The following is a 17,406-nucleotide window of genomic DNA, read 5'->3' as shown; positions in this document are numbered from 1 at the left end:
TGGGCCGCCTGAGTACTGATGATGATTCTTTCATCCCTGCACCCCGCCTCCCAGGCTCAGGCGCCCGGCCTTCCGCGCCGGGCCGGGCTGGGGCTCAAGCACGAGCACTTGAGCGAAGTGCTTGAGACCACCCCCGACATCGGTTTTTTTGAAGTGCACGCCGAAAACTACATGGTCGCCGGCGGGCCCTTTCATCACTACCTGGGTTTGATCCGCGCACAGTACCCGCTGTCGTTGCACGGCGTGGGCCTGTCCATCGGCGGCGAAGGCCCCCTGGACCCTGCGCACCTGGCACGCCTGGCCACGCTGATCGAGCGCTATCAACCCCAGTCCTTTTCCGAACACCTGGCCTGGTCGAGCCACGGCCCGGTGTTTCTCCATGACCTGCTGCCCCTGGCCTACGACGCCGCCACCCTCAAGCGTGTGTGCGAACACGTTGACCAGGTCCAAAGCGCGCTCAAGCGCCCGATGCTGCTGGAGAATCCGTCGACCTACCTGCAATTCCAGCGCTCGACCCTGGACGAGACCGACTTCATCAGCGAAATCGTCCGCCGCACCGGCTGTGGTTTGCTGCTGGACGTCAACAACGTCTACGTGTCGTGCATCAATCACCAGCGCGAGCCACTGGCCTACATCGACGCGTTACCGCTGCACGCCGTCGGTGAGATTCATCTGGCCGGTTTTGCCGAAGACACTGACAGCCTCGGCGAACGCCTACTGATCGATGATCACGGCGCGCCCATCGATAACGCCGTATGGCAGTTGTACGAAAGCGTACTGACACGCACCGGACCGGTCGCCACATTGATCGAACGCGACAATCAGGTACCGGCCTTCAGCGTGCTGCAAGCCGAAGCCCGGCACGCGGACTGGCACCTGTCGCAGGTCAGCCCATGAGCCTGCACGCCGATTTTGCCGCCGCCTTGCTGGCCCCCGAAGCGACCTGCCCCGACGGCCTGTTCAGCCGTAACGGCGCCGACCCCGCCAGCCGCTTCGCGGTGTATCGCAACAATGTACACAGCGCGTTGATCAACGCGCTGGCCACCGCGTACCCCGTGACCCTGCAACTGGTGGGCGACAGGTTTTTCCGCGCCATGGCCGGCCTCTACCTACAGAGCTGCCCACCCACCAGCCCGTTGATGTGCGAGTACGGCAGTACGCTCGCCGACTTCATCCAGGGTTTCGAACCGGCGGCCAGCGTGCCCTACCTGGCGGATATGGCACGGCTGGAACGCTTGCGGGTCTGCGCGTATCACGCGGCCGACCATGCGCCGCTGGCCCCTCAAGCGCTACTCCAGGCCCTGCAAGGCCAAGCCGACCTGGGGGCGCTGCGCGTGCAACTGCATCCGTCGGTGACCACGCTGGCTAGCGCGTATGCGCTGGTGGCGATGTGGGCCGCGCATCAGGCAGAGGATGGCGTCGGCACCCTGGACCCCTGGCATGCCCAGAGTGCCCTGGTATTGCGCCAAGGCCTGGAGGTCAAGGTGTTCGCCATCGACCCTGGATCGCAGGTCTTTATCGACCGCCTGGGCCACGGCTTGCCTTTGCAGAGGGCCGTGGAGTGCGCCCTGGAGGCCAACGCTGAATTCGACCTGCACCAATGCCTGACGCTGCTGATCAGCCACCAGGCCATCATTCATTTGCATCTGGACCAAAAGGTATCGCCATGAACACCTCCGCACCGTGCCTGGTAAGACAGGTCATTCAACTATTCGAAAAAATCCCCTACAGCCTGATCGCCTTCATCGCACGGTTTTCCATCGCCGCGGTGTTCTGGAAATCCGGGCAAACCAAGGTCGAGGGCTTTGCCGTGGACCTGATCGGCGGCACCTTTGAGCTGGGTGAGCCACGCCTGGCCGCATCGACCTTGCCGCTGTTTCGCAGCGAATACCACGTGCCGTTGCTGTCGCCGGAGGTGGCCGCACATATGGCGGCGTTTGCCGAGCATTTTTTCCCGGTGCTGATTCTGATCGGGTTCGCCACGCGATTCTCGGCCCTGGCGCTGATCGGCATGACCCTGGTCATTCAGCTCTTCGTCTACCCGGACGCCTACCCGACCCACGGCACCTGGATCGCCGTGCTGTTGCTGCTGGTGGCCAAGGGACCGGGACGCTTGTCCATCGACCAGTTGATCGCCCGCCGTTACCACTAAAGCCGGTCGAGGGCCTCGCCGCTGCGCTTGAACCAGTCCACCAGGTAATCGGCCAACACTTGAGTGCGACGCGGCAGGCCGCCTTGATAGGGATGCACCAGGTACATCGGCATGCTCCGCGTCTGAAAGTCGCGCAGGAGCAAGCGCAAGCGCCCGTCAGCCAATTCCGCGGGTAAGACGTAGGACGGCAGACGGGCAATACCGGCCCCGACCAGCGCAGCCTTTTTCAACAGGTTGTAATGATTGGAGGCGAAGGTGCCACTGACCCGCACCCGCAACAATTCGTGCTGCTGGTGGTACAGCCACTCTTCGCGGCCGCTGTAGTGACTGTTGAGCAGGCAGGTGTGGCGGGCCAGATCCGCCGGGGTCTGCGGCTCGCCATGCTGCTCCAGGTAAGCCGGGCTGGCGCAGGTCATCTCATGCCAGGCCAGCAATGGCTTGGCCACCAGGCGCGCGTTTTCGATGGCACCGGAACGCACCCCCAAATCGAAGCCGTCCCGCGCCAGATCGCGATAGTTGTTGTTCAGCTCCAGCTCGAGCTGAACTTGCGGGTACTGCTTGGAAAACTCCAGTAGCAAGCCATCAAAGAAGGTTTCGCCCAACGACACTGGAACCGTCATACGCACCGGTCCGACAAGATCGTCTTTGAGCCGCGCCAATGCCTGACGGGCGCGGTCGACCTGGACCACCAGCGCCTGGGCCTGGGGCAGCAGCGCCGCGCCGGCCGCGGTGAGGCTGAGCTTGCGCGTGGTGCGATGCAGCAACACGACCGAGTACTGCGTTTCCAACTGGCTGATGCGCTTGGACAGTTGCCCCTTGCTACAGCCCAACTGCTCCGCCGCCACGGTGAAACTGCCGGCTTCGATCAACACGGCAAAGGCCGCCAGGTCATCCATCTCGCTCATGGATTGTTTCCAAAAGAAAACCAAAGGTTGCCTATTAGCACGTTTATCCAGGGAAAAAGCCACTCTAGACTGAACCCTCACTTACCCCCACTGGAGGAACAGCACCATGAAAATCCTATTGATTGGCGCCAGCGGCACCGTCGGCTCGGCAGTCAAGAACGAACTGGCGCAGCGTCACGAGGTGATCAGCATCGGCCGCACCAGCGGTGACTTTCAGGTGGACATCAGCGACAGCGCCTCAATCCGCAAGCTGTTCGAGCAGACCGGCAAGTTCGACGCGCTGGTCTGCGCCGCCGGCAGCGTGAAGTTCGCGGCACTGGGTGAAATGAGCGACGCCGACTTTGAACTGGGCCTGCGCGACAAACTGATGGGCCAGGTCAACCTGCTGCTGATCGGCCGCGAGTACGCCAACGACGGCGCGTCTTTCACCTTCACCAGCGGCATCCTCAACCGCGACCCGATCCGCACGGGTGCATCGGCGGCGCTGGTCAACGGTGCGCTGGATGCGTTCGTCAAAGCAGCGGCAATCGAATTGCCACGGGGCCTGCGCGTCAATTCTGTAAGTCCTACGGTACTGGTGGAAGCGATGGGCAGCTACGCGCCTTATTTCCGCGGTTTCAAACCGGCGGCGGGGGCAGATGTGGCGTTGGCCTACGCCAAAAGCGTCGAGGGCTTGCAGACCGGTCAGACCTTTATCGTGGGCTGACCTTAACGTCTGTCAGAATCGCCTGAAGCTGGCAGGCGGGCTTGTGATGCGGCGCCAGCCTGCGTAACGTGGCGGCACTTGTCTGGAGACCCTCTATGCGTGCCGCTCGTACCCTTGCCCTGTTTGCCCTGCTCCCCCTGTTCGCCGCCTGCCAGATGTTCGAAAGCGAGCCGGCCAAGCCGTCGACTGCCGGCCTGACCCGCATGCAGGGCGAACTCACGGCGGTCAACGGCAAGCTGCTGTTCCAGCCGTGCAACGACCAACGCAACTACGTGGTCAACGACACCGGCGGCACCAGCGTCCTGCAGGAAGCCGCCTCCCTGGCCGGCCAGCAAGGCACCTTGTTCGCCGACCTGCGTGGCAAGTTCTCCGGCGTGGCCAGCGGCACCCAGGGCAGCGTCGACCTGCAACAGCTCTACCGCGTGGAGCGTTCGACCTCGGCCTGCAACGACCCGGACTTCAAGCGCATGATCCTGCGCGCCAACGGCCACAAGCCGGCCTGGGCGATGAATGTCACGGCCAAGGGCATGGTGCTGGAGCGCGAAGGCCAGCCGCCACTGGCGGTGCCGTATGTGGAAGAACAGATCGGCGATGGCCGTTTCAACCTGATGACCGAAGCCAACAACCAGCACGTCGAACTGTGGGTAGCCCCGCAACGTTGCGTGGACAGCGTCAGCGGCAGCCTGCAACACATGACCGCCGAATTGCGCGTCAACGGCCAGGTGCAACGCGGTTGCGCGGCGTTTGGCGGCTCGCGCGACGACTGACGCCGCCCTGGGCTGTTTTAACATGACGGAAAACGTCCATTGGGGCTTATAATCGCCGGTTTGCAAAACAGCCGGCCTCTTTGCCCGCCGCCTACCGGATCCCGTCATGCTACGAATCACCGAACTCAAGCTGCCCATCGACCATCCCGAAGAAGACCTGCGCCCTGCCATCGTGCAGCGCCTGGGCATCGCCAGTGATGACCTGCTCGATTTCACCCTGTTCAAACGCAGCTACGATGCGCGCAAGAAGTCATCGGAGCTGTGCTTCATCTACACCATCGACCTGGACGTCAAAGGCGAAGCCGCCCTGCTGCTCAAGTTCGCCGATGACCGCAACGTCAACCAGGCGCCGGATGTCAGCTACAAAGTGGTCGGCCAGGCGCCTGAAGGCCTGACGGAACGCCCGATCGTGGTCGGCTTTGGCCCGTGCGGCATCTTCGCCGGGCTGCTGCTGGCACAAATGGGCTTCAAGCCAATCATTCTTGAGCGCGGTCGCGAAGTGCGCCAGCGCACCAAGGACACCTGGGGCCTGTGGCGTAAGAATGTGCTGAACCCCGAGTCCAACGTGCAGTTCGGCGAAGGCGGCGCCGGGACCTTTTCCGACGGCAAGCTGTACAGCCAGATCAAGGACCCGAAATTCCACGGGCGTAAAGTCCTGCACGAATTCGTCAAGGCCGGTGCGCCGGAAGAGATCCTTTACGTCAGCAAGCCGCACATCGGTACATTCCGCCTGACCGGCGTGGTGGAAAACATGCGCGAGCAGATCATCGCCCTCGGCGGTGAAGTGCGTTTCGAGCAACGCGTCACTGACGTGCTGATTGAAGACGGCCAGTTGAATGGCGTAGTTGTCGACGGCGGCGAGCAGATCCTCTCCAAGCACGTGATCCTGGCCCTCGGCCATAGCGCCCGCGACACCTTCCGCATGCTTCACGGCCGTGGCGTGTACATGGAGGCCAAGCCGTTCTCGGTGGGTTTCCGTATCGAACACCCGCAGTCGCTGATCGACGCGGCGCGCCTGGGCAAATACGCTGGCCACCCGAAACTTGGCGCTGCCGACTACAAGCTGGTGCACCATGCCAAGAACGGCCGCTCGGTCTACAGCTTCTGCATGTGCCCGGGCGGTACGGTGGTCGCTGCCACCTCCGAGCCGGGCCGCGTAGTAACCAACGGCATGAGCCAATATTCGCGTAACGAGCGTAATGCCAACTCTGGCATCGTGGTCGGCATTACGCCTGAGGTGGATTACCCGGGTGGACCGCTGGCGGGTATCGAGTTGCAGGAGCGTCTGGAGTCCCACGCCTACATCCTCGGCGGCAGCAACTATGAGGCCCCGGCGCAACTGGTGGGCGATTTCATCGCGGGTAAGCCATCCACGGCTATCGGTAGCGTGGAACCGTCCTACAAGCCGGGGGTAGCCCTGGGTGACCTGGCCCTGGCCCTGCCGGACTTCGCCATCGAAGCGATCCGCGAAGCACTGCCGGCGTTCGAGAAGCAGATCAAGGGCTACTCGCTGCACGATGCCGTGCTGACCGGGATCGAGACGCGCACGTCGTCGCCGTTGCGGATCACCCGTAATGAGTCGATGCAGAGCTTGAACGTCAAGGGCCTGTTCCCGGCCGGTGAAGGCGCGGGTTATGCCGGTGGGATTCTGTCGGCGGGTGTGGACGGGATTCGGATCGCCGAGGCGTTGGCGCGGGATATGTTGGGCCTCGAAGCCTGATAACTCGCTTATTTATTGAATGTGAGCGGGCTTGTGTGGGAGCGGGCTTGCTCGCGAAAGCGGTGGATCAGTTGAACAGTGTGTGACTGACACACCGCATTCGCGAGCAAGCCCGCTCCCACATTGGTTTTTGTGTTGAGTCAGATATTGGCGCGCAAGACGCTGGCCGGCAGCGGCTCGCCCTGTTCGACAGTCGCCGCCACGGCGGCAATCAAATCCTGTAGCTCGTAGCCCTGCGCTTTAAGCCACGCCTGATCATAGTAAGTGGTGGCATACCGCTCTCCCCCGTCACACAAGATCGCCACGATCGACCCCGACTCCCCGGCTGCTTTCATCTGCAGCGCAGCCATCAACGCGCCGATCAAGTTAGTCCCACTGGACCCGCCGACCCGCCGCCCCAAGCGCGCGGCCAGGTAATGCATGGCCGCCAGCGATAATGCATCTGGCACCTTGACCATCGCATCAATCACCTTGGGCAGAAACGACGCCTCGACCCGCGGCCGGCCAATGCCTTCGATGCGCGAACCACAGTCCAGGCGCAAACTGGCGTCGCCGCTCAAGTAGTAATCAAAAAACACTGAGCGCTCCGCATCGGCACACAGCACGCGGGTGCAATGCTGGCGATAACGCACGTAACGCCCCAGGGTTGCCGTGGTGCCGCCGGTACCGGGGCTGGAAATCAGCCAGCTCGGCTCTGGGTAATGCTCAAACCGCATCTGCTGGAAGATCGACTCGGCGATGTTGTTGTTCGCGCGCCAGTCGGTGGCCCGTTCCGCGTAGGTGAACTGGTCCATGAAGTGACCACCACTTTCCTGCGCCAGCCGTTCGGATTCGGCGTAGATCTGCGTCGGATCGTTCACCAGATGGCTCTTGCCACCGTAAAAGGCGATCTGCGCGATCTTTTCCTGGGAGGTGGTGGCCGGCATCACCGCGATAAACGGCAAGCCGAGCAGGCGGGCGAAGTAGGCTTCCGATATCGCCGTCGAACCGCTGGACGCCTCGATCACCGGTGCGCCCGGCTTCAACCAGCCATTGCACAGCGCATACAGGAACAGCGAACGCGCCAGACGATGCTTCAGGCTGCCGGTGGGGTGGCTGGACTCGTCCTTGAAGTACAACTCGACACCCGGCAAGCCGGGCAGCGGCAACGGGATCAGGTGTGTGTCGGCGCTGCGCTGGAAGTCCGCTTCGATGATACGAATGGCTTCGCGGGCCCAGGGACGGTGGTCGCTCATGAGGAGGTTCTCTAAGGATTTCACGCCCAATCTTAGGAGGTTTCCTACACTCCACACAGATACAGTACCGACTCAATTGGACACACAATTGCTAAGCTTTGGCGCACTGCCCTCCCAATCACTCTCTTATAACAAATAAGAATATAACTTTTGTTTTAACAACTAACGGTACGGGTTAGGGTAGCCACCTATTGAACCTGGATTGGAGAGCATCCCTTGCCTCTGCGTAGCACTTTCACCCGTTTCTTCCAGCTGGAGGCCGCCAGTGGCTTGCTGTTGATCGCCGCTGCCGCACTGGCGCTGATCATCAACAACTCGCCGTTGTCGCACCTCTACAACGCCTTTCTCGATGTGCCGGTGGTGGCACAGATCGGCGCACTGAAAATCGCCAAGCCTGCACTGCTATGGATCAACGACGGCCTGATGGCGCTGTTCTTCCTGCTGATCGGCCTGGAGGTCAAGCGTGAGTTGCTTGACGGCCATCTGTCCAAGCCGTCCCAGGTGGTGCTGCCCGGCGCAGCCGCGATTGGCGGCATGGTCGTACCGGCGCTGATCTACTGGGCGATCAACAAGAACTACCCCGCCGCGCTGTCGGGCTGGGCGATCCCCATGGCCACCGACATCGCCTTCGCCCTCGGCGTACTGGCCCTGTTGGGCAAACGCGTGCCGGTGTCGCTCAAGCTGTTCCTGATGACCCTGGCGATCATCGACGACCTGGGCGCAATCATCGTGATTGCGGTGTTCTATTCCGCCGACCTGTCGGGCGCCGCACTGGCGGGCGCGGGCGCTTGCCTGATTGCATTGATCGCGATGAATCGCCTCGGTGTGATCAAGCTTGGCCCGTACCTGATCATCGGGTTGATCCTGTGGGTCTGCGTGCTGAAAAGTGGTGTGCATGCCACCCTGGCCGGCGTGACATTGGCCTTCTGCATCCCGATGCGCACCAAGAATGCCGAGCCTTCGCCATTGATGACCCTGGAACACGCCCTGCACCCTTGGGTGGCCTACGGCATCCTGCCGCTGTTTGCGTTCGCCAACGCCGGTGTGTCCCTGGCCGGCGTCAGCCTGGAAAGCTTCACCCACCACGTACCGCTGGGCATTGCCGCCGGCCTGCTGATCGGCAAGACCGTCGGCGTGTTCGGCCTGACCTGGCTGGCCATCAAGACCGGCCTGGCCGCACTGCCCAGCGGCGCCAACTGGGGCCAGGTGTTTGGTGTGGCGATCCTGTGCGGCATCGGCTTTACCATGAGCCTGTTTGTCGGTTCCCTGGCGTTTGTGCCGGGTGCCAGTGAGTTTGCCGGGGAAGACCGAATGGGGATTCTGACCGGGTCGATTCTGGCGGCGTGCATTGGCTATGCAGTAACGGCAATGGCGAGTCGCAAGAAAGCATAACGAATGCAATGACTGTGGCGAGGGAGCTTGCTCCCTCGCCACATTTCCCTCCTGTTCCCCTTCCCTCCTCAGATAAGACCTACATCGCCCCTGCTCGGCTTGCCATAACGTCGGCCCTCGTTATGCAGCACGCCAGGAGGGCACGATGGCAAATACCAAGGATACATTCCAAGTCTGGCGGTCCTACGGAACCGGCACCGGCGGTTATCGCATGCTTGAGCCCATGAACGAGGCCGAATTGGCGGCCCGTGCAGCGCGGCAAAAAGACCACCAAACCCTGCTCGCCCGCCAGGAAGCCTACGAAAACAGCCGCCTGGCTGATCCGCACCCCGCCCCAACGCCCTTGATAGGCTGCGTTTTTACCAAGTCCTGCAACCTGCCGGACAGCATCATCGACTATCACGACCCCACCGGTTATGTACCGCTTGATCGCCTTGAGGACTATGGCGAGTACGCGTTGCTGGGTGGTCGCGAGACCGACGAGTCTGGTGTGCTACCTCTCAAGAAAATCAGCGGCAGTGCTCTGCCAGCAGGGCTTGGAATGCTGGCGCTGGCCGGCACTGTTACAGGCTCAGCCGCCGCAGCCGGGGCAGGCACTGTCGGGGCTACCTTCCTGACGGGCCTGGTGGGGCTGATCTGGCCCTCCAGTCTTGGCGACAGCGCGCTCTACACCGAAGAGCAACTGCGCTCCATGGCGAGAGCACGCACGCGGGTTCGCTTGCATGTCGAGCAACAGGAGGACGGCACGCTCAAGGGATACGCGTTCTACACAGGCAAAAATCGCGACTGGGAAATGGTCGATGTGGTGCAGTTTCAGTTGCGAGAGATGCAGTACATCGCCGACCTGGGTGACGGGATTGAACTGATCTGGACGCCTGCCGCAAATCCCGGTGACACCCTCGGCATCCCGGCGTTGCAAGCCGCGCCTTCGACACCGCATATATGGGTGTACCCGGCCAACGAGAAGGCCGCCAACATTATCGTCGACCCGATATATCCGCCGGACTACAAAGATTTCATCCTGGTGTTCCCGGCGGATTCGGGTGTTAGACCGCTGTATATCGTCGTCAGTTGGAAGTACGAGGACGCGCCTTATCACAGTAAAAAGGGGAATTCGGTTAAAAGTAAAAAACCAACCAATGGCTTGGATGCCTTGAACGACTCCGTATTGGTCAAACCTTCAGAGCCTCGACGAATAGGTATTGACCCACACACAAAGGAGTTTGTGGTTATTGATTTCTCAACAGAAGGCACTTTTCACGGACATGTACGACCATGGGGAGCACTTAATCAGCACATGAAAAACGCATTGATAAGAGCTGGGAAAACCAACCGCAAAGGAAAACTTTTAGGAGCCGGTAAATGAATATGCGCTACCACGATCCCGACTTGACCCATGATGAAGCCGTGCACGATCTAGCAACTGGAGACGTCAGCAAAGTCACCACAGCACTGATTTCAGTCGGCCTTAACGAAATGAATGGCACTTGGGCGCAAAACGTTTGCTTGCAACATATGGATAGCGACAACGATGAGATTGCATCCGCTGCAATTGTCGCCATTGGCCACATCGCGCGTCGCTTCGGAACACTGGACATGGAGAAGGTGGGTCCAGCCCTAATTCAAGCAGGGCGCAAATGCCCCGCATTGAGGGGAGTCATTGGAAGCGCAATGGACGACATAGAAATGTTCACCTGAACCCCATCAAAAAGCCGCCTTGGCCTGAACCAAGACGGCTCCACCTCTCAGACCTTAAAGGTCATCAAAGCTGTCCCGCAGGAACGTCCAGACGTGATAAGCACGCAGGCAGTTCACTACGAGGTTCCACGTACGTCGTGCAAACTTGGACATACTCGGCCCTCCGTAAGTTGGGCCTTACCTCCAGCACACTTACCGGAACACGTGGGCCTTTGGATGCAGGTCGATGCATCCTTGAGGCGGCCGGGTTAATGGGCTTTCCGCGTAAATCCGGCACGGATTACTAGCCCGTGGCGGTCGGTCCAAAAATTCGCGCGCGTACCCGGCTCACCTGAAAGCGACAAACGCAGAACGAAGAGGAGCCTAACCAAAATACCGCTTGAAGGTGTGACCAAAGCAGGTCGAGCCCCAATTTCTGATTAGTGTATTTATTGCAAACCTTTGCGGCGGCAATCGCCAAGAGAAAGCCTCAAAACAAACCAATGCCGACCATCGCTCAACCTTGCATGACAATATGCCCAGCAGTAGTATTCGAATGCAGGTCGATGCATCTTTGAAGCCGCAAGCCCAGCCACTAACTGGGCTTGCAACAAAAACCCCCAACCGGTCACCCGATTGGGGGTTTTTCGTTTCTGCGACTAATACTTAGCGAGTAACCCGGCTAGTCCCATCAACGGTCATGATGCGCACGCGGTCGCCAATGCGGAAGATTTCATTCTCCTGCACGGCCTGCACGTAGGCGCGCATGCTGCCGTCGTCTTCGCGGACGGTGATTTCCACGCCCTGGGTGCGGGTCAGGCCTTCTTCGGTGGCCGAGCCCAGCAGGCCGCCGGCAACTGCGCCGATCACCGCGGTCACGATACTGCCACGGCCGCCGCCGATGGCGCTGCCGCCAACGCCGCCGATGACTGCGCCGGCAGCGCCGCCGATTGGGGTCTTGGTGCCTTCGATTTTCACTGGGCGCAGGGATTCGATGGTGCCCATGCGAACGCTCTGTACACGACGCGCTTCGTCACGGGAGTACGAGTCGCCGGTCAGACTCGAAGCACAGCCACCCAGCAGAAGTGACAGGGTGGTGAAGCAGGCAACTAGTAAAACGGACTTACGCATAGCATCAACTCCAAAGGACAGGTGGTCATTAAACGCGGCAGCCTCGCGCCTGTCACGGCCCGCACCGCAAAAAATTGCTTTCATTCAGCCTGAGTACAGACTGCCAGTACCAGAAAACTCGACAAACGGTAGCCCAGCTCTTGTGCCAATAGATGTCACGACTGTTTCAACATTGTAGTCACACAGCCGGAAGCAGCCGAAGTCTGTGCAATACAGACTTCGGCGCAACGGACAATATTCAGGTGAGGTGACGAAAGGTGACGCTCAGGGCGCCAGGCGCTCGCGGGTCCAGTCGGTCCCTTGCAGGCGATAGTTCAGGCGGTCGTGCAGGCGGCTGGCGCGGCCCTGCCAGAACTCGATGCGCTCGGGCAGCAGGCGATAACCGCCCCAGTGCTCGGGGCAGTCGGGCTGGGTATCGCTGAAACGCTGCTCGGTGGCCTTGAGCAAGTCCTGCAGTTCTTCACGGTCACGAATGACCTTGCTCTGCGGCGACGCCCACGCGCCCAAGCGGCTGCCCAATGGGCGGACCTGATAATAAGCGTCCGACTCCTCAGGCGTGACCTTGACCACCCGCCCCTCGATCCGCACCTGGCGCTCCAGAGTCGGCCAGAAGAAGGTCATCGCCGCAAACGGCCGCGCCGCGAGCTGTTCACCCTTGGCGCTCTGATAGTTGGTGAAGAAGGTAAAGCCCTGTGCATCCAGGCCCTTGAGCAGCAGGATGCGACAGTGCGGGCGACCATCGCTGTCAACCGTGGCCAGGGTCATGGCATTGGCTTCCACCGGCGGCTGCTCGGTTTTCACCGCGTCGCCGAACCACTGGTGGAACAACGCAAACGGCTCGCTCGGGGCCTGGGCCTCGCTCAAACCATCCCGTGTGTAGTCACGGCGCATATCGGCCAGTGCCTGGGTCATGCGGCTTTATCCTTCTTTCAACAGATCAGTTTTTCGCCTGGTCGTTAGCCGGTGCAGCCGCCTTGGCTTTGGCCGGAGCCGCTTTCTTGGCAGCAGGCTTGGCCGGGGCTTTCTTGGCGGCGGGCTTGGCAGCGGCTTTCTTCGCGGCAGGCACCTTTTTCGCCGGGGTCTTGGCGGCCGGAGCAGGTGCTGGAACGTCCTGCACCGCAACCATCTCAGCCACTGGCGGGGTCTTGCCCGAGTTGTACTTGCTCAGCAAGGCCAACATAGTTGTACGCTGAGTGAACATAATTTCCATGCGACGGTTCAGCGCACGGCCCTGGGTGCTGTCATTGGCGGCACGTGGCATCAGGTCACCCATGCCGCGCAGCATCAGGCGGTCCTGCTTCAGGCCGCTGAGGCTGAAGATCGATGCGATCGACTGTGCACGTTCCTTGCTCAACGCCTGGCTCGCCGGTGCAGTGCCGGTGGCGTCGACGTGGCCCAGGACCAGTACGGCGGTCTTTGGATCGGCTTCAACAGCCTTGGCGACGCGGGTGAACGGGCCCAGGGTGACCGGCAGCAACATCGACGGACGTTTCGGGTTGTAGGAACCGTCCACCGGGGCGATAACGACCAGTACGTTGTCACGACGTTCCAGTTGCAGGTTGCTGTCCTTGATCGCAGCACGCAGGCGCGGCTCATAGTCGTCCAACCAGGCCTGGGTGATTTTCGGGTCAGGCATTGGGATATTGGTCACGTCGACCTTGGCCAGGGGCTTTGGCTTGCTTTCGAACGGCCACCACCAATGGGTTTCGCTCTCTGCCTTGGCGACAGCTGGCGCGGCGGCAGGTGCAGGGGTAGCAGCCTTGAGGTCGGCTTTCAAGTCAGCGGCCTTGGCGTCGGCGGCAGCCTTGGCGTCCGGCTTGGCATCCGGCTTGGCGTCGACCTTGGTCACTGCGTCCTTGGCAGCCGTCTTATCCGATCCAAATGACCACCAATGCCCACCGTCGGCATCATTTTGTGGAGTTTGTGCACAGCCGGTAATAGTGAGGCAAAGCGCGAGTGCCAAGGACTTGTTCGATAACATGAGGTATCCACAAAATGAGAAAAAACCAGGGGTCTCGAGGACCCGTTAAACAGACGCCAGGATAAGAATAAAGTTACATACTTTCCGTCAGCGTCTTCTTATAGTTGCCTTTGTAACAAAAAAACGTGAAACAGCAAGGGGTTTACAGACAACCGGCCAATATTCCGACCAACTTCTGTGCACGTGGGTCCATAAGTACATAGGGCCCCAATGTATTAGTCACGAAACCAAACGCTACATCATGCTCCGGATCGGCGAAGCCCACCGAACCACCCGCGCCAGGATGCCCGAACGCACGCGGGCCAAGGCCGAAGGTGGCATTCGGCAGTTGCGGTTGATCCAACATGCAGCCCAGGCCGAAACGGGTTTGTGTCAATAATGTTTTATCCGGCCCGATACTGTGTTCACGGGTCAACTCTTCAAGCATGTCGCTTTCGAGCAAACTACCGTCCAACAAACCGCTATAAAAACCCGCCAGGCTGCGCGCATTACCGTGACCATTTGCCGCCGGCTGCTGCATGCGTCGCCATTCAGGTTTATTAGTGCTGGTCAGAATAGACGGAGGATTGGCAAATGCCCGCGTAGTCATTGCAGTCGGTTCACGCATCATTACTTGCAGTAACCGTTGCGCGGCGGCATCGCCCATATTGCCTTTGCTGCGCGCTATATGCGCAACACGATAAAACTCTTCATCCGCCAGGCCTACGTGGAAGTCCAAGCCCAGTGGCCGTGCAACCCGAGCCACGATGGACTCCCCTGGCCCGCGCCCGTCGGCACGCCGCAACAGCTCGCCGACCAGCCAGCCATAGGTGATCGCCTCGTAGCCATGCCCTTGGCCCGGTGTCCACCACGGGGCCTCGGCCGCCAGGGTGTCGACCATCAACTGCCAGTCGTACAGCGCCTCGGTGGGTAGCATCTCGCGGATCGCAGGCAACCCGGCCTGATGGCAGAGCAACTGGCGCAAGGTGATGGCTTCTTTGCCCGCCGCCGCAAATTCCGGCCAGTAGTCGGCCACGGGCGCATCCAGCTTCAGCTTGCCCTCGGCCACCAATTGCAGGGCCGTGACGGCGGTGAAGGTCTTGGTGCATGAGAACAGGTTGACGATGGTGTCGCTGTGCCACGCCTCGGCACCGTCCTTGTCGGCGGTGCCGGCCCACAGGTCGACGACGGTTTCGCCGCCGACCTGGATGCACAGCCCGGCGCCACGCTCCTGGGGGTCATCGAACAACGCGGCGAACGCTTCACGTACCGCTTCGAACTGGAGCTCGTAATGACCCTGAATCTGCACCTAAGCCCCCTCGGAAAACGCCGTAAAAAGTGGCCGACATTGTTCCAGTCATTCCAGGATTTGGGAACCCGTCAACGCTGAATCAATGACCATTTCCAGCATGCCCGCCGGCATGTCCGGCGCCTTTGCCGTCACCGCCCGAACGACCGCTTGCATGCTCATGCGCCGCGCTGGCCGCCTTGGCTTTTTCCGCCTCCTTGCCCAACTGCTCGACGGCCGCCAGGTTGCTCTTGCGCACGCTGTCGACAAAGCCTTGGAACGGCACATCGGTGATGCCGACCAGCCCGAAGTGGCCGTTTTCAGCGTCCAGCAGACGCCCGGTCACCGGCTGATCCAGGTACTGGAACCAGTGCACGCCAATAATCGACGGCTCGGCCATGGCCTGCTTGAGGAAGTTGGCGTACGCCGCGCCGCGATCTTCCTCCCTGGCCAATTGGGTCACGCCGCCCCAGAACGGCCCACGGTCCGCCGAGCCGAAGTTGAATTCGGTGATCAGCACGGGTTTGTCCAACGCGCGCAGAGCCGCGAAGTCATAACCGTCCTGGGGTTTGAGGGTGTACATGTTGAAACTCAGCACATCGCAATACTGGGCGCACGACGCCACCGCTTCCGGAGTGCTCACCGCGTAGCGGCCGCCCAGTAGCAACTGGTTCGGCGCGTGCCATTTCAGCGCATCGGAGATGGTCTTGAAGTAGGCGTCGGCGAAGGTCTTCTGGAAATACTTGAAGTCGGCCTCGATTTCCGGGTGCTCGGCATTCGGCATCGGCGCTTCGAAACCCGGGTCTTCCATCAACTCCCAACCCGCCACATGAACGCCCCAGGCTTTCGACAGGCCGTCCTCGTTACGATACTTGTCGCGCAATTGCTTGAGGAACGCGCGTTTGGCCGGCACATCGGTGGTCATGCGCAAAGTGCCGTAGGCCAAGGCGTAACGGGACTTCGGATCATCGCCAGGACCGGCCCAGGCCAATTCATTGTCGGCGAAAAAGCCGATCAACCATGGGTCATCACGGTGATCGCGGGCGGCAATGGCCACGGCGCGTTCGGTGGCCATGGCGAAGCGCGGATCAAACGGGTCGGGCATGCCGCCCCACCAATCGGTGCCGGTGCTGATGCTGGCGTAGTCGCCGACAATTGATAGCGGCAAGGTGTACGGCACGCGGTCGGCGCGGGCCAGCGCTTCGTCACTCCAGTTGCCCACAGTGTTGAAACCCCAGGCTTGCAGGCGATCGAGGGTGTGGCTGACCCAACGCTTGTGGTCGAACCCTTCACCGCCATAGGTACGTTGCAGGTTGGCGCCGTAGAAGTCGTACCAGCGCCCGGCACCATAGCTGCGCCCTTCGCCGGCCCCATTGCCGGTGCGGTTATCGCCGCTGCCGTAGTAGTTATCCAGCGGCTCGCCAGCCTTGGGTAACGCCGCGAACATCCATTCACGGCCGGATACGTAGGTCTGGCTGTTATCCGGGGCCACGGTATTGACGCCCAACGAGTAGAACGGATGGCCTTGCGGCGTCACCAGATACCAGCGACCATCGCGCTTCTCGGTGCGGAAAAAACCGCTGGCCTCGAACGCCGGGCCTTTGTTCCAGCCGCCGTACGGGTCCAGTGCGGATTTATCCCGCATGGCCAACCAGCCCTGGAGCTGTTGCTGCTCCTTGACGGCAGCGGCCTTGAGTTGTTCGTCACTGCCAACCTTCTCCGGCCAGCGCGCACGGGTGGACTGACCATACGCATCCACCAGCTCGCTGTAGGCAGCCTTGATCACCGGCTCGCTGTCCTGCACGCCAAAGCGCTCCAACAGGATGCTCTGGGCCGCGCTGGGCTTGAGCATCGACAAGGTCACCGAAACCACCTGGCTGCGGTCGACTTCGCCAAAACTGCCACCGAGCAACACGCGTTGACCGTCCACGGTAATCGGCATCGGCGGGCCAGCCTTCATGCCCTGGCTCAACGGTGAGTTGGCTTGCAACGGGATCAGCAAGGTCTGCGCCGGACCGGCCGGCAGGTCGATGCGGCTGCGCAAGATCCTGCCGTCCGCGCTCTGCACTTTGACGTATAGGGTCAGCGCCCAGTCCATCGCACTCTGGATGCGCAGGCTCATGGCGCCGGACTGCGACCAGTCCCAGACGCCGCTCTGCGGGCTGAGCACCAGGCTCGGTTCGGCGGCCGGGTTGAAGGTGATGCGGCGCAACACCTCGCCTTCAGGGGTTTGTTCGGCGTTGTATTGCGGCAGGCTGGCGTCCTGGGTCGCCACCTTGACCACATCGGCAGGCCGGACGAAATTGAACAGGGTCTGTTGCCCGGCAGGCGCGGCCATCAAGGGCGCGGCGAACAACAGGGCAAATAGAGCGGGCAGCGTGCGAATCATACAGACAAGGTTCTCCCAGACGGCCGATGAATGGCCTGATGAAATACAGTGAGATAGACCACGGAGTGGGCGAAATCGCCCACG

At 61.1% G+C, this 17,406-nt stretch carries 16 protein-coding genes; 9 read left to right on the top strand and 7 right to left on the bottom strand.

Features of this window, described 5'->3' with window-relative positions; translation table 11 throughout:
• Positions 1–18: 18 nt before the first annotated feature.
• Genes bufB through AC3ISR_RS07165 form a run of 3 tightly spaced genes read left to right on the top strand, consistent with a single transcriptional unit; the run spans position 19 to position 2,152 of the window.
• On the top strand, positions 19–897 hold the full coding sequence (bufB, locus tag AC3ISR_RS07175) for an MNIO family bufferin maturase (protein ID WP_192299301.1): 879 nt from the start codon (positions 19–21) through the stop codon (positions 895–897).
• A complete protein-coding gene (locus AC3ISR_RS07170) occupies positions 894–1,670 on the top strand; it encodes an HvfC/BufC N-terminal domain-containing protein (RefSeq protein ID WP_463984391.1) in 777 nt (258 codons plus the stop codon). Before bufB ends, AC3ISR_RS07170 begins: the two co-directional genes overlap by 4 nt.
• Positions 1,667–2,152, top strand: coding sequence for a DoxX family protein (locus AC3ISR_RS07165; protein ID WP_463984390.1), 486 nt, complete (start codon positions 1,667–1,669; stop codon positions 2,150–2,152). The genes AC3ISR_RS07170 and AC3ISR_RS07165 overlap by 4 nt, the downstream gene beginning before the upstream one ends.
• On the opposite strand, the gene AC3ISR_RS07160 is transcribed toward AC3ISR_RS07165, so the two are convergent.
• Complete coding sequence (locus AC3ISR_RS07160; protein ID WP_192299304.1) at positions 2,149–3,057, bottom strand: LysR family transcriptional regulator; 909 nt, start codon at positions 3,055–3,057, stop codon at positions 2,149–2,151. The two genes, AC3ISR_RS07165 and AC3ISR_RS07160, sit on opposite strands and share 4 nt — an antisense overlap.
• A 106-nt stretch (positions 3,058–3,163) precedes the next feature.
• Here AC3ISR_RS07160 and AC3ISR_RS07155 point away from each other — a divergent pair, with 106 nt between their 5' ends.
• From AC3ISR_RS07155 to AC3ISR_RS07145, 3 genes are all read left to right on the top strand, one after another.
• Positions 3,164–3,763: a short chain dehydrogenase gene (locus AC3ISR_RS07155; RefSeq protein WP_463984389.1), complete on the top strand. Its 600-nt coding sequence runs from the start codon at positions 3,164–3,166 to the stop codon at positions 3,761–3,763.
• 95 nt (positions 3,764–3,858) lie between these two features.
• Positions 3,859–4,530 (top strand): COG3650 family protein, encoded by a 672-nt coding sequence (locus tag AC3ISR_RS07150; protein WP_192299306.1) that lies wholly within the window; start codon positions 3,859–3,861, stop codon positions 4,528–4,530.
• A 106-nt stretch (positions 4,531–4,636) separates the two neighbouring features.
• A complete protein-coding gene (locus AC3ISR_RS07145; protein ID WP_192299307.1) occupies positions 4,637–6,250 on the top strand; it encodes an NAD(P)/FAD-dependent oxidoreductase in 1,614 nt (537 codons plus the stop codon).
• 140 nt (positions 6,251–6,390) lie between these two features.
• Here AC3ISR_RS07145 and AC3ISR_RS07140 read toward each other — a convergent pair whose 3' ends face one another.
• Positions 6,391–7,485 carry a PLP-dependent cysteine synthase family protein gene (locus tag AC3ISR_RS07140; RefSeq protein WP_463984559.1) on the bottom strand — a complete coding sequence of 365 codons (1,095 nt, stop codon included), beginning with the start codon at positions 7,483–7,485 and terminating at the stop codon, positions 6,391–6,393.
• 216 nt (positions 7,486–7,701) lie between these two features.
• Between AC3ISR_RS07140 and nhaA the strand changes: the two genes are divergently transcribed.
• The 3 genes from nhaA to AC3ISR_RS07125 all read left to right on the top strand — a co-directional run bounded on the left by nhaA (position 7,702) and on the right by AC3ISR_RS07125 (position 10,575).
• Positions 7,702–8,877 carry a Na+/H+ antiporter NhaA gene (gene nhaA, locus AC3ISR_RS07135; RefSeq protein WP_463984558.1) on the top strand — a complete coding sequence of 392 codons (1,176 nt, stop codon included), beginning with the start codon at positions 7,702–7,704 and terminating at the stop codon, positions 8,875–8,877.
• Between the two features lie 145 nt (positions 8,878–9,022).
• On the top strand, positions 9,023–10,243 hold the full coding sequence (locus AC3ISR_RS07130; protein ID WP_463984557.1) for an S-type pyocin domain-containing protein: 1,221 nt from the start codon (positions 9,023–9,025) through the stop codon (positions 10,241–10,243).
• Positions 10,240–10,575, top strand: coding sequence for a hypothetical protein (locus AC3ISR_RS07125; protein ID WP_192299311.1), 336 nt, complete (start codon positions 10,240–10,242; stop codon positions 10,573–10,575). Before AC3ISR_RS07130 ends, AC3ISR_RS07125 begins: the two co-directional genes overlap by 4 nt.
• 645 nt (positions 10,576–11,220) lie before the next feature.
• Here AC3ISR_RS07125 and AC3ISR_RS07120 read toward each other — a convergent pair.
• The 5 genes from AC3ISR_RS07120 to AC3ISR_RS07100 form a co-directional block, all read right to left on the bottom strand.
• Entirely contained in the window at positions 11,221–11,685 is a 465-nt protein-coding gene (locus tag AC3ISR_RS07120; RefSeq protein WP_026136695.1) for an outer membrane lipoprotein, read from the bottom strand.
• 264 nt (positions 11,686–11,949) lie between these two features.
• The gene (pdxH, locus tag AC3ISR_RS07115) at positions 11,950–12,597 is read right to left on the bottom strand and encodes a pyridoxamine 5'-phosphate oxidase (RefSeq protein ID WP_192299312.1); all 648 of its coding nucleotides are present in this window, start codon (positions 12,595–12,597) and stop codon (positions 11,950–11,952) included.
• 25 nt (positions 12,598–12,622) lie between these two features.
• Positions 12,623–13,666, bottom strand: a complete 1,044-nt coding sequence (locus AC3ISR_RS07110) for an OmpA family protein (protein WP_463984556.1) — start codon at positions 13,664–13,666, stop codon at positions 12,623–12,625.
• A gap of 142 nt (positions 13,667–13,808) precedes the next feature.
• Positions 13,809–14,954, bottom strand: a complete 1,146-nt coding sequence (locus AC3ISR_RS07105) for a serine hydrolase domain-containing protein (RefSeq protein WP_463984555.1) — start codon at positions 14,952–14,954, stop codon at positions 13,809–13,811.
• 82 nt (positions 14,955–15,036) lie between these two features.
• Entirely contained in the window at positions 15,037–17,322 is a 2,286-nt protein-coding gene (locus tag AC3ISR_RS07100; RefSeq protein ID WP_463984554.1) for a beta-galactosidase, read from the bottom strand.
• Between the last annotated feature and the right edge of the window lie 84 nt (positions 17,323–17,406).

It is taken from the genome of Pseudomonas sp. GL_117, from assembly GCF_057835125.1.
The sequence above is the reverse complement of the archived record's forward strand: the minus strand, read 5'-3'. Positions and strand labels throughout refer to the sequence as shown.

Excerpts from the sequence above, each read along its gene's own strand:
- bufB (WP_192299301.1), top strand. The coding sequence starts at position 19 with ATGATGATTCTTTCATCCCTGCACCCCGCCTCCCAGGCTCAGGCGCCC.
- AC3ISR_RS07170 (WP_463984391.1), top strand. The coding sequence starts at position 894 with ATGAGCCTGCACGCCGATTTTGCCGCCGCCTTGCTGGCCCCCGAAGCG.
- AC3ISR_RS07165 (WP_463984390.1), top strand. The coding sequence starts at position 1,667 with ATGAACACCTCCGCACCGTGCCTGGTAAGACAGGTCATTCAACTATTC.
- AC3ISR_RS07160 (WP_192299304.1), bottom strand. The coding sequence starts at position 3,057 with ATGAGCGAGATGGATGACCTGGCGGCCTTTGCCGTGTTGATCGAAGCC.
- AC3ISR_RS07155 (WP_463984389.1), top strand. The coding sequence starts at position 3,164 with ATGAAAATCCTATTGATTGGCGCCAGCGGCACCGTCGGCTCGGCAGTC.
- AC3ISR_RS07150 (WP_192299306.1), top strand. The coding sequence starts at position 3,859 with ATGCGTGCCGCTCGTACCCTTGCCCTGTTTGCCCTGCTCCCCCTGTTC.
- AC3ISR_RS07145 (WP_192299307.1), top strand. The coding sequence starts at position 4,637 with ATGCTACGAATCACCGAACTCAAGCTGCCCATCGACCATCCCGAAGAA.
- AC3ISR_RS07140 (WP_463984559.1), bottom strand. The coding sequence starts at position 7,485 with ATGAGCGACCACCGTCCCTGGGCCCGCGAAGCCATTCGTATCATCGAA.
- AC3ISR_RS07130 (WP_463984557.1), top strand. The coding sequence starts at position 9,023 with ATGGCAAATACCAAGGATACATTCCAAGTCTGGCGGTCCTACGGAACC.
- AC3ISR_RS07125 (WP_192299311.1), top strand. The coding sequence starts at position 10,240 with ATGAATATGCGCTACCACGATCCCGACTTGACCCATGATGAAGCCGTG.
- AC3ISR_RS07120 (WP_026136695.1), bottom strand. The coding sequence starts at position 11,685 with ATGCGTAAGTCCGTTTTACTAGTTGCCTGCTTCACCACCCTGTCACTT.
- pdxH (WP_192299312.1), bottom strand. The coding sequence starts at position 12,597 with ATGACCCAGGCACTGGCCGATATGCGCCGTGACTACACACGGGATGGT.
- AC3ISR_RS07110 (WP_463984556.1), bottom strand. The coding sequence starts at position 13,666 with ATGTTATCGAACAAGTCCTTGGCACTCGCGCTTTGCCTCACTATTACC.
- AC3ISR_RS07100 (WP_463984554.1), bottom strand. The coding sequence starts at position 17,322 with ATGATTCGCACGCTGCCCGCTCTATTTGCCCTGTTGTTCGCCGCGCCC.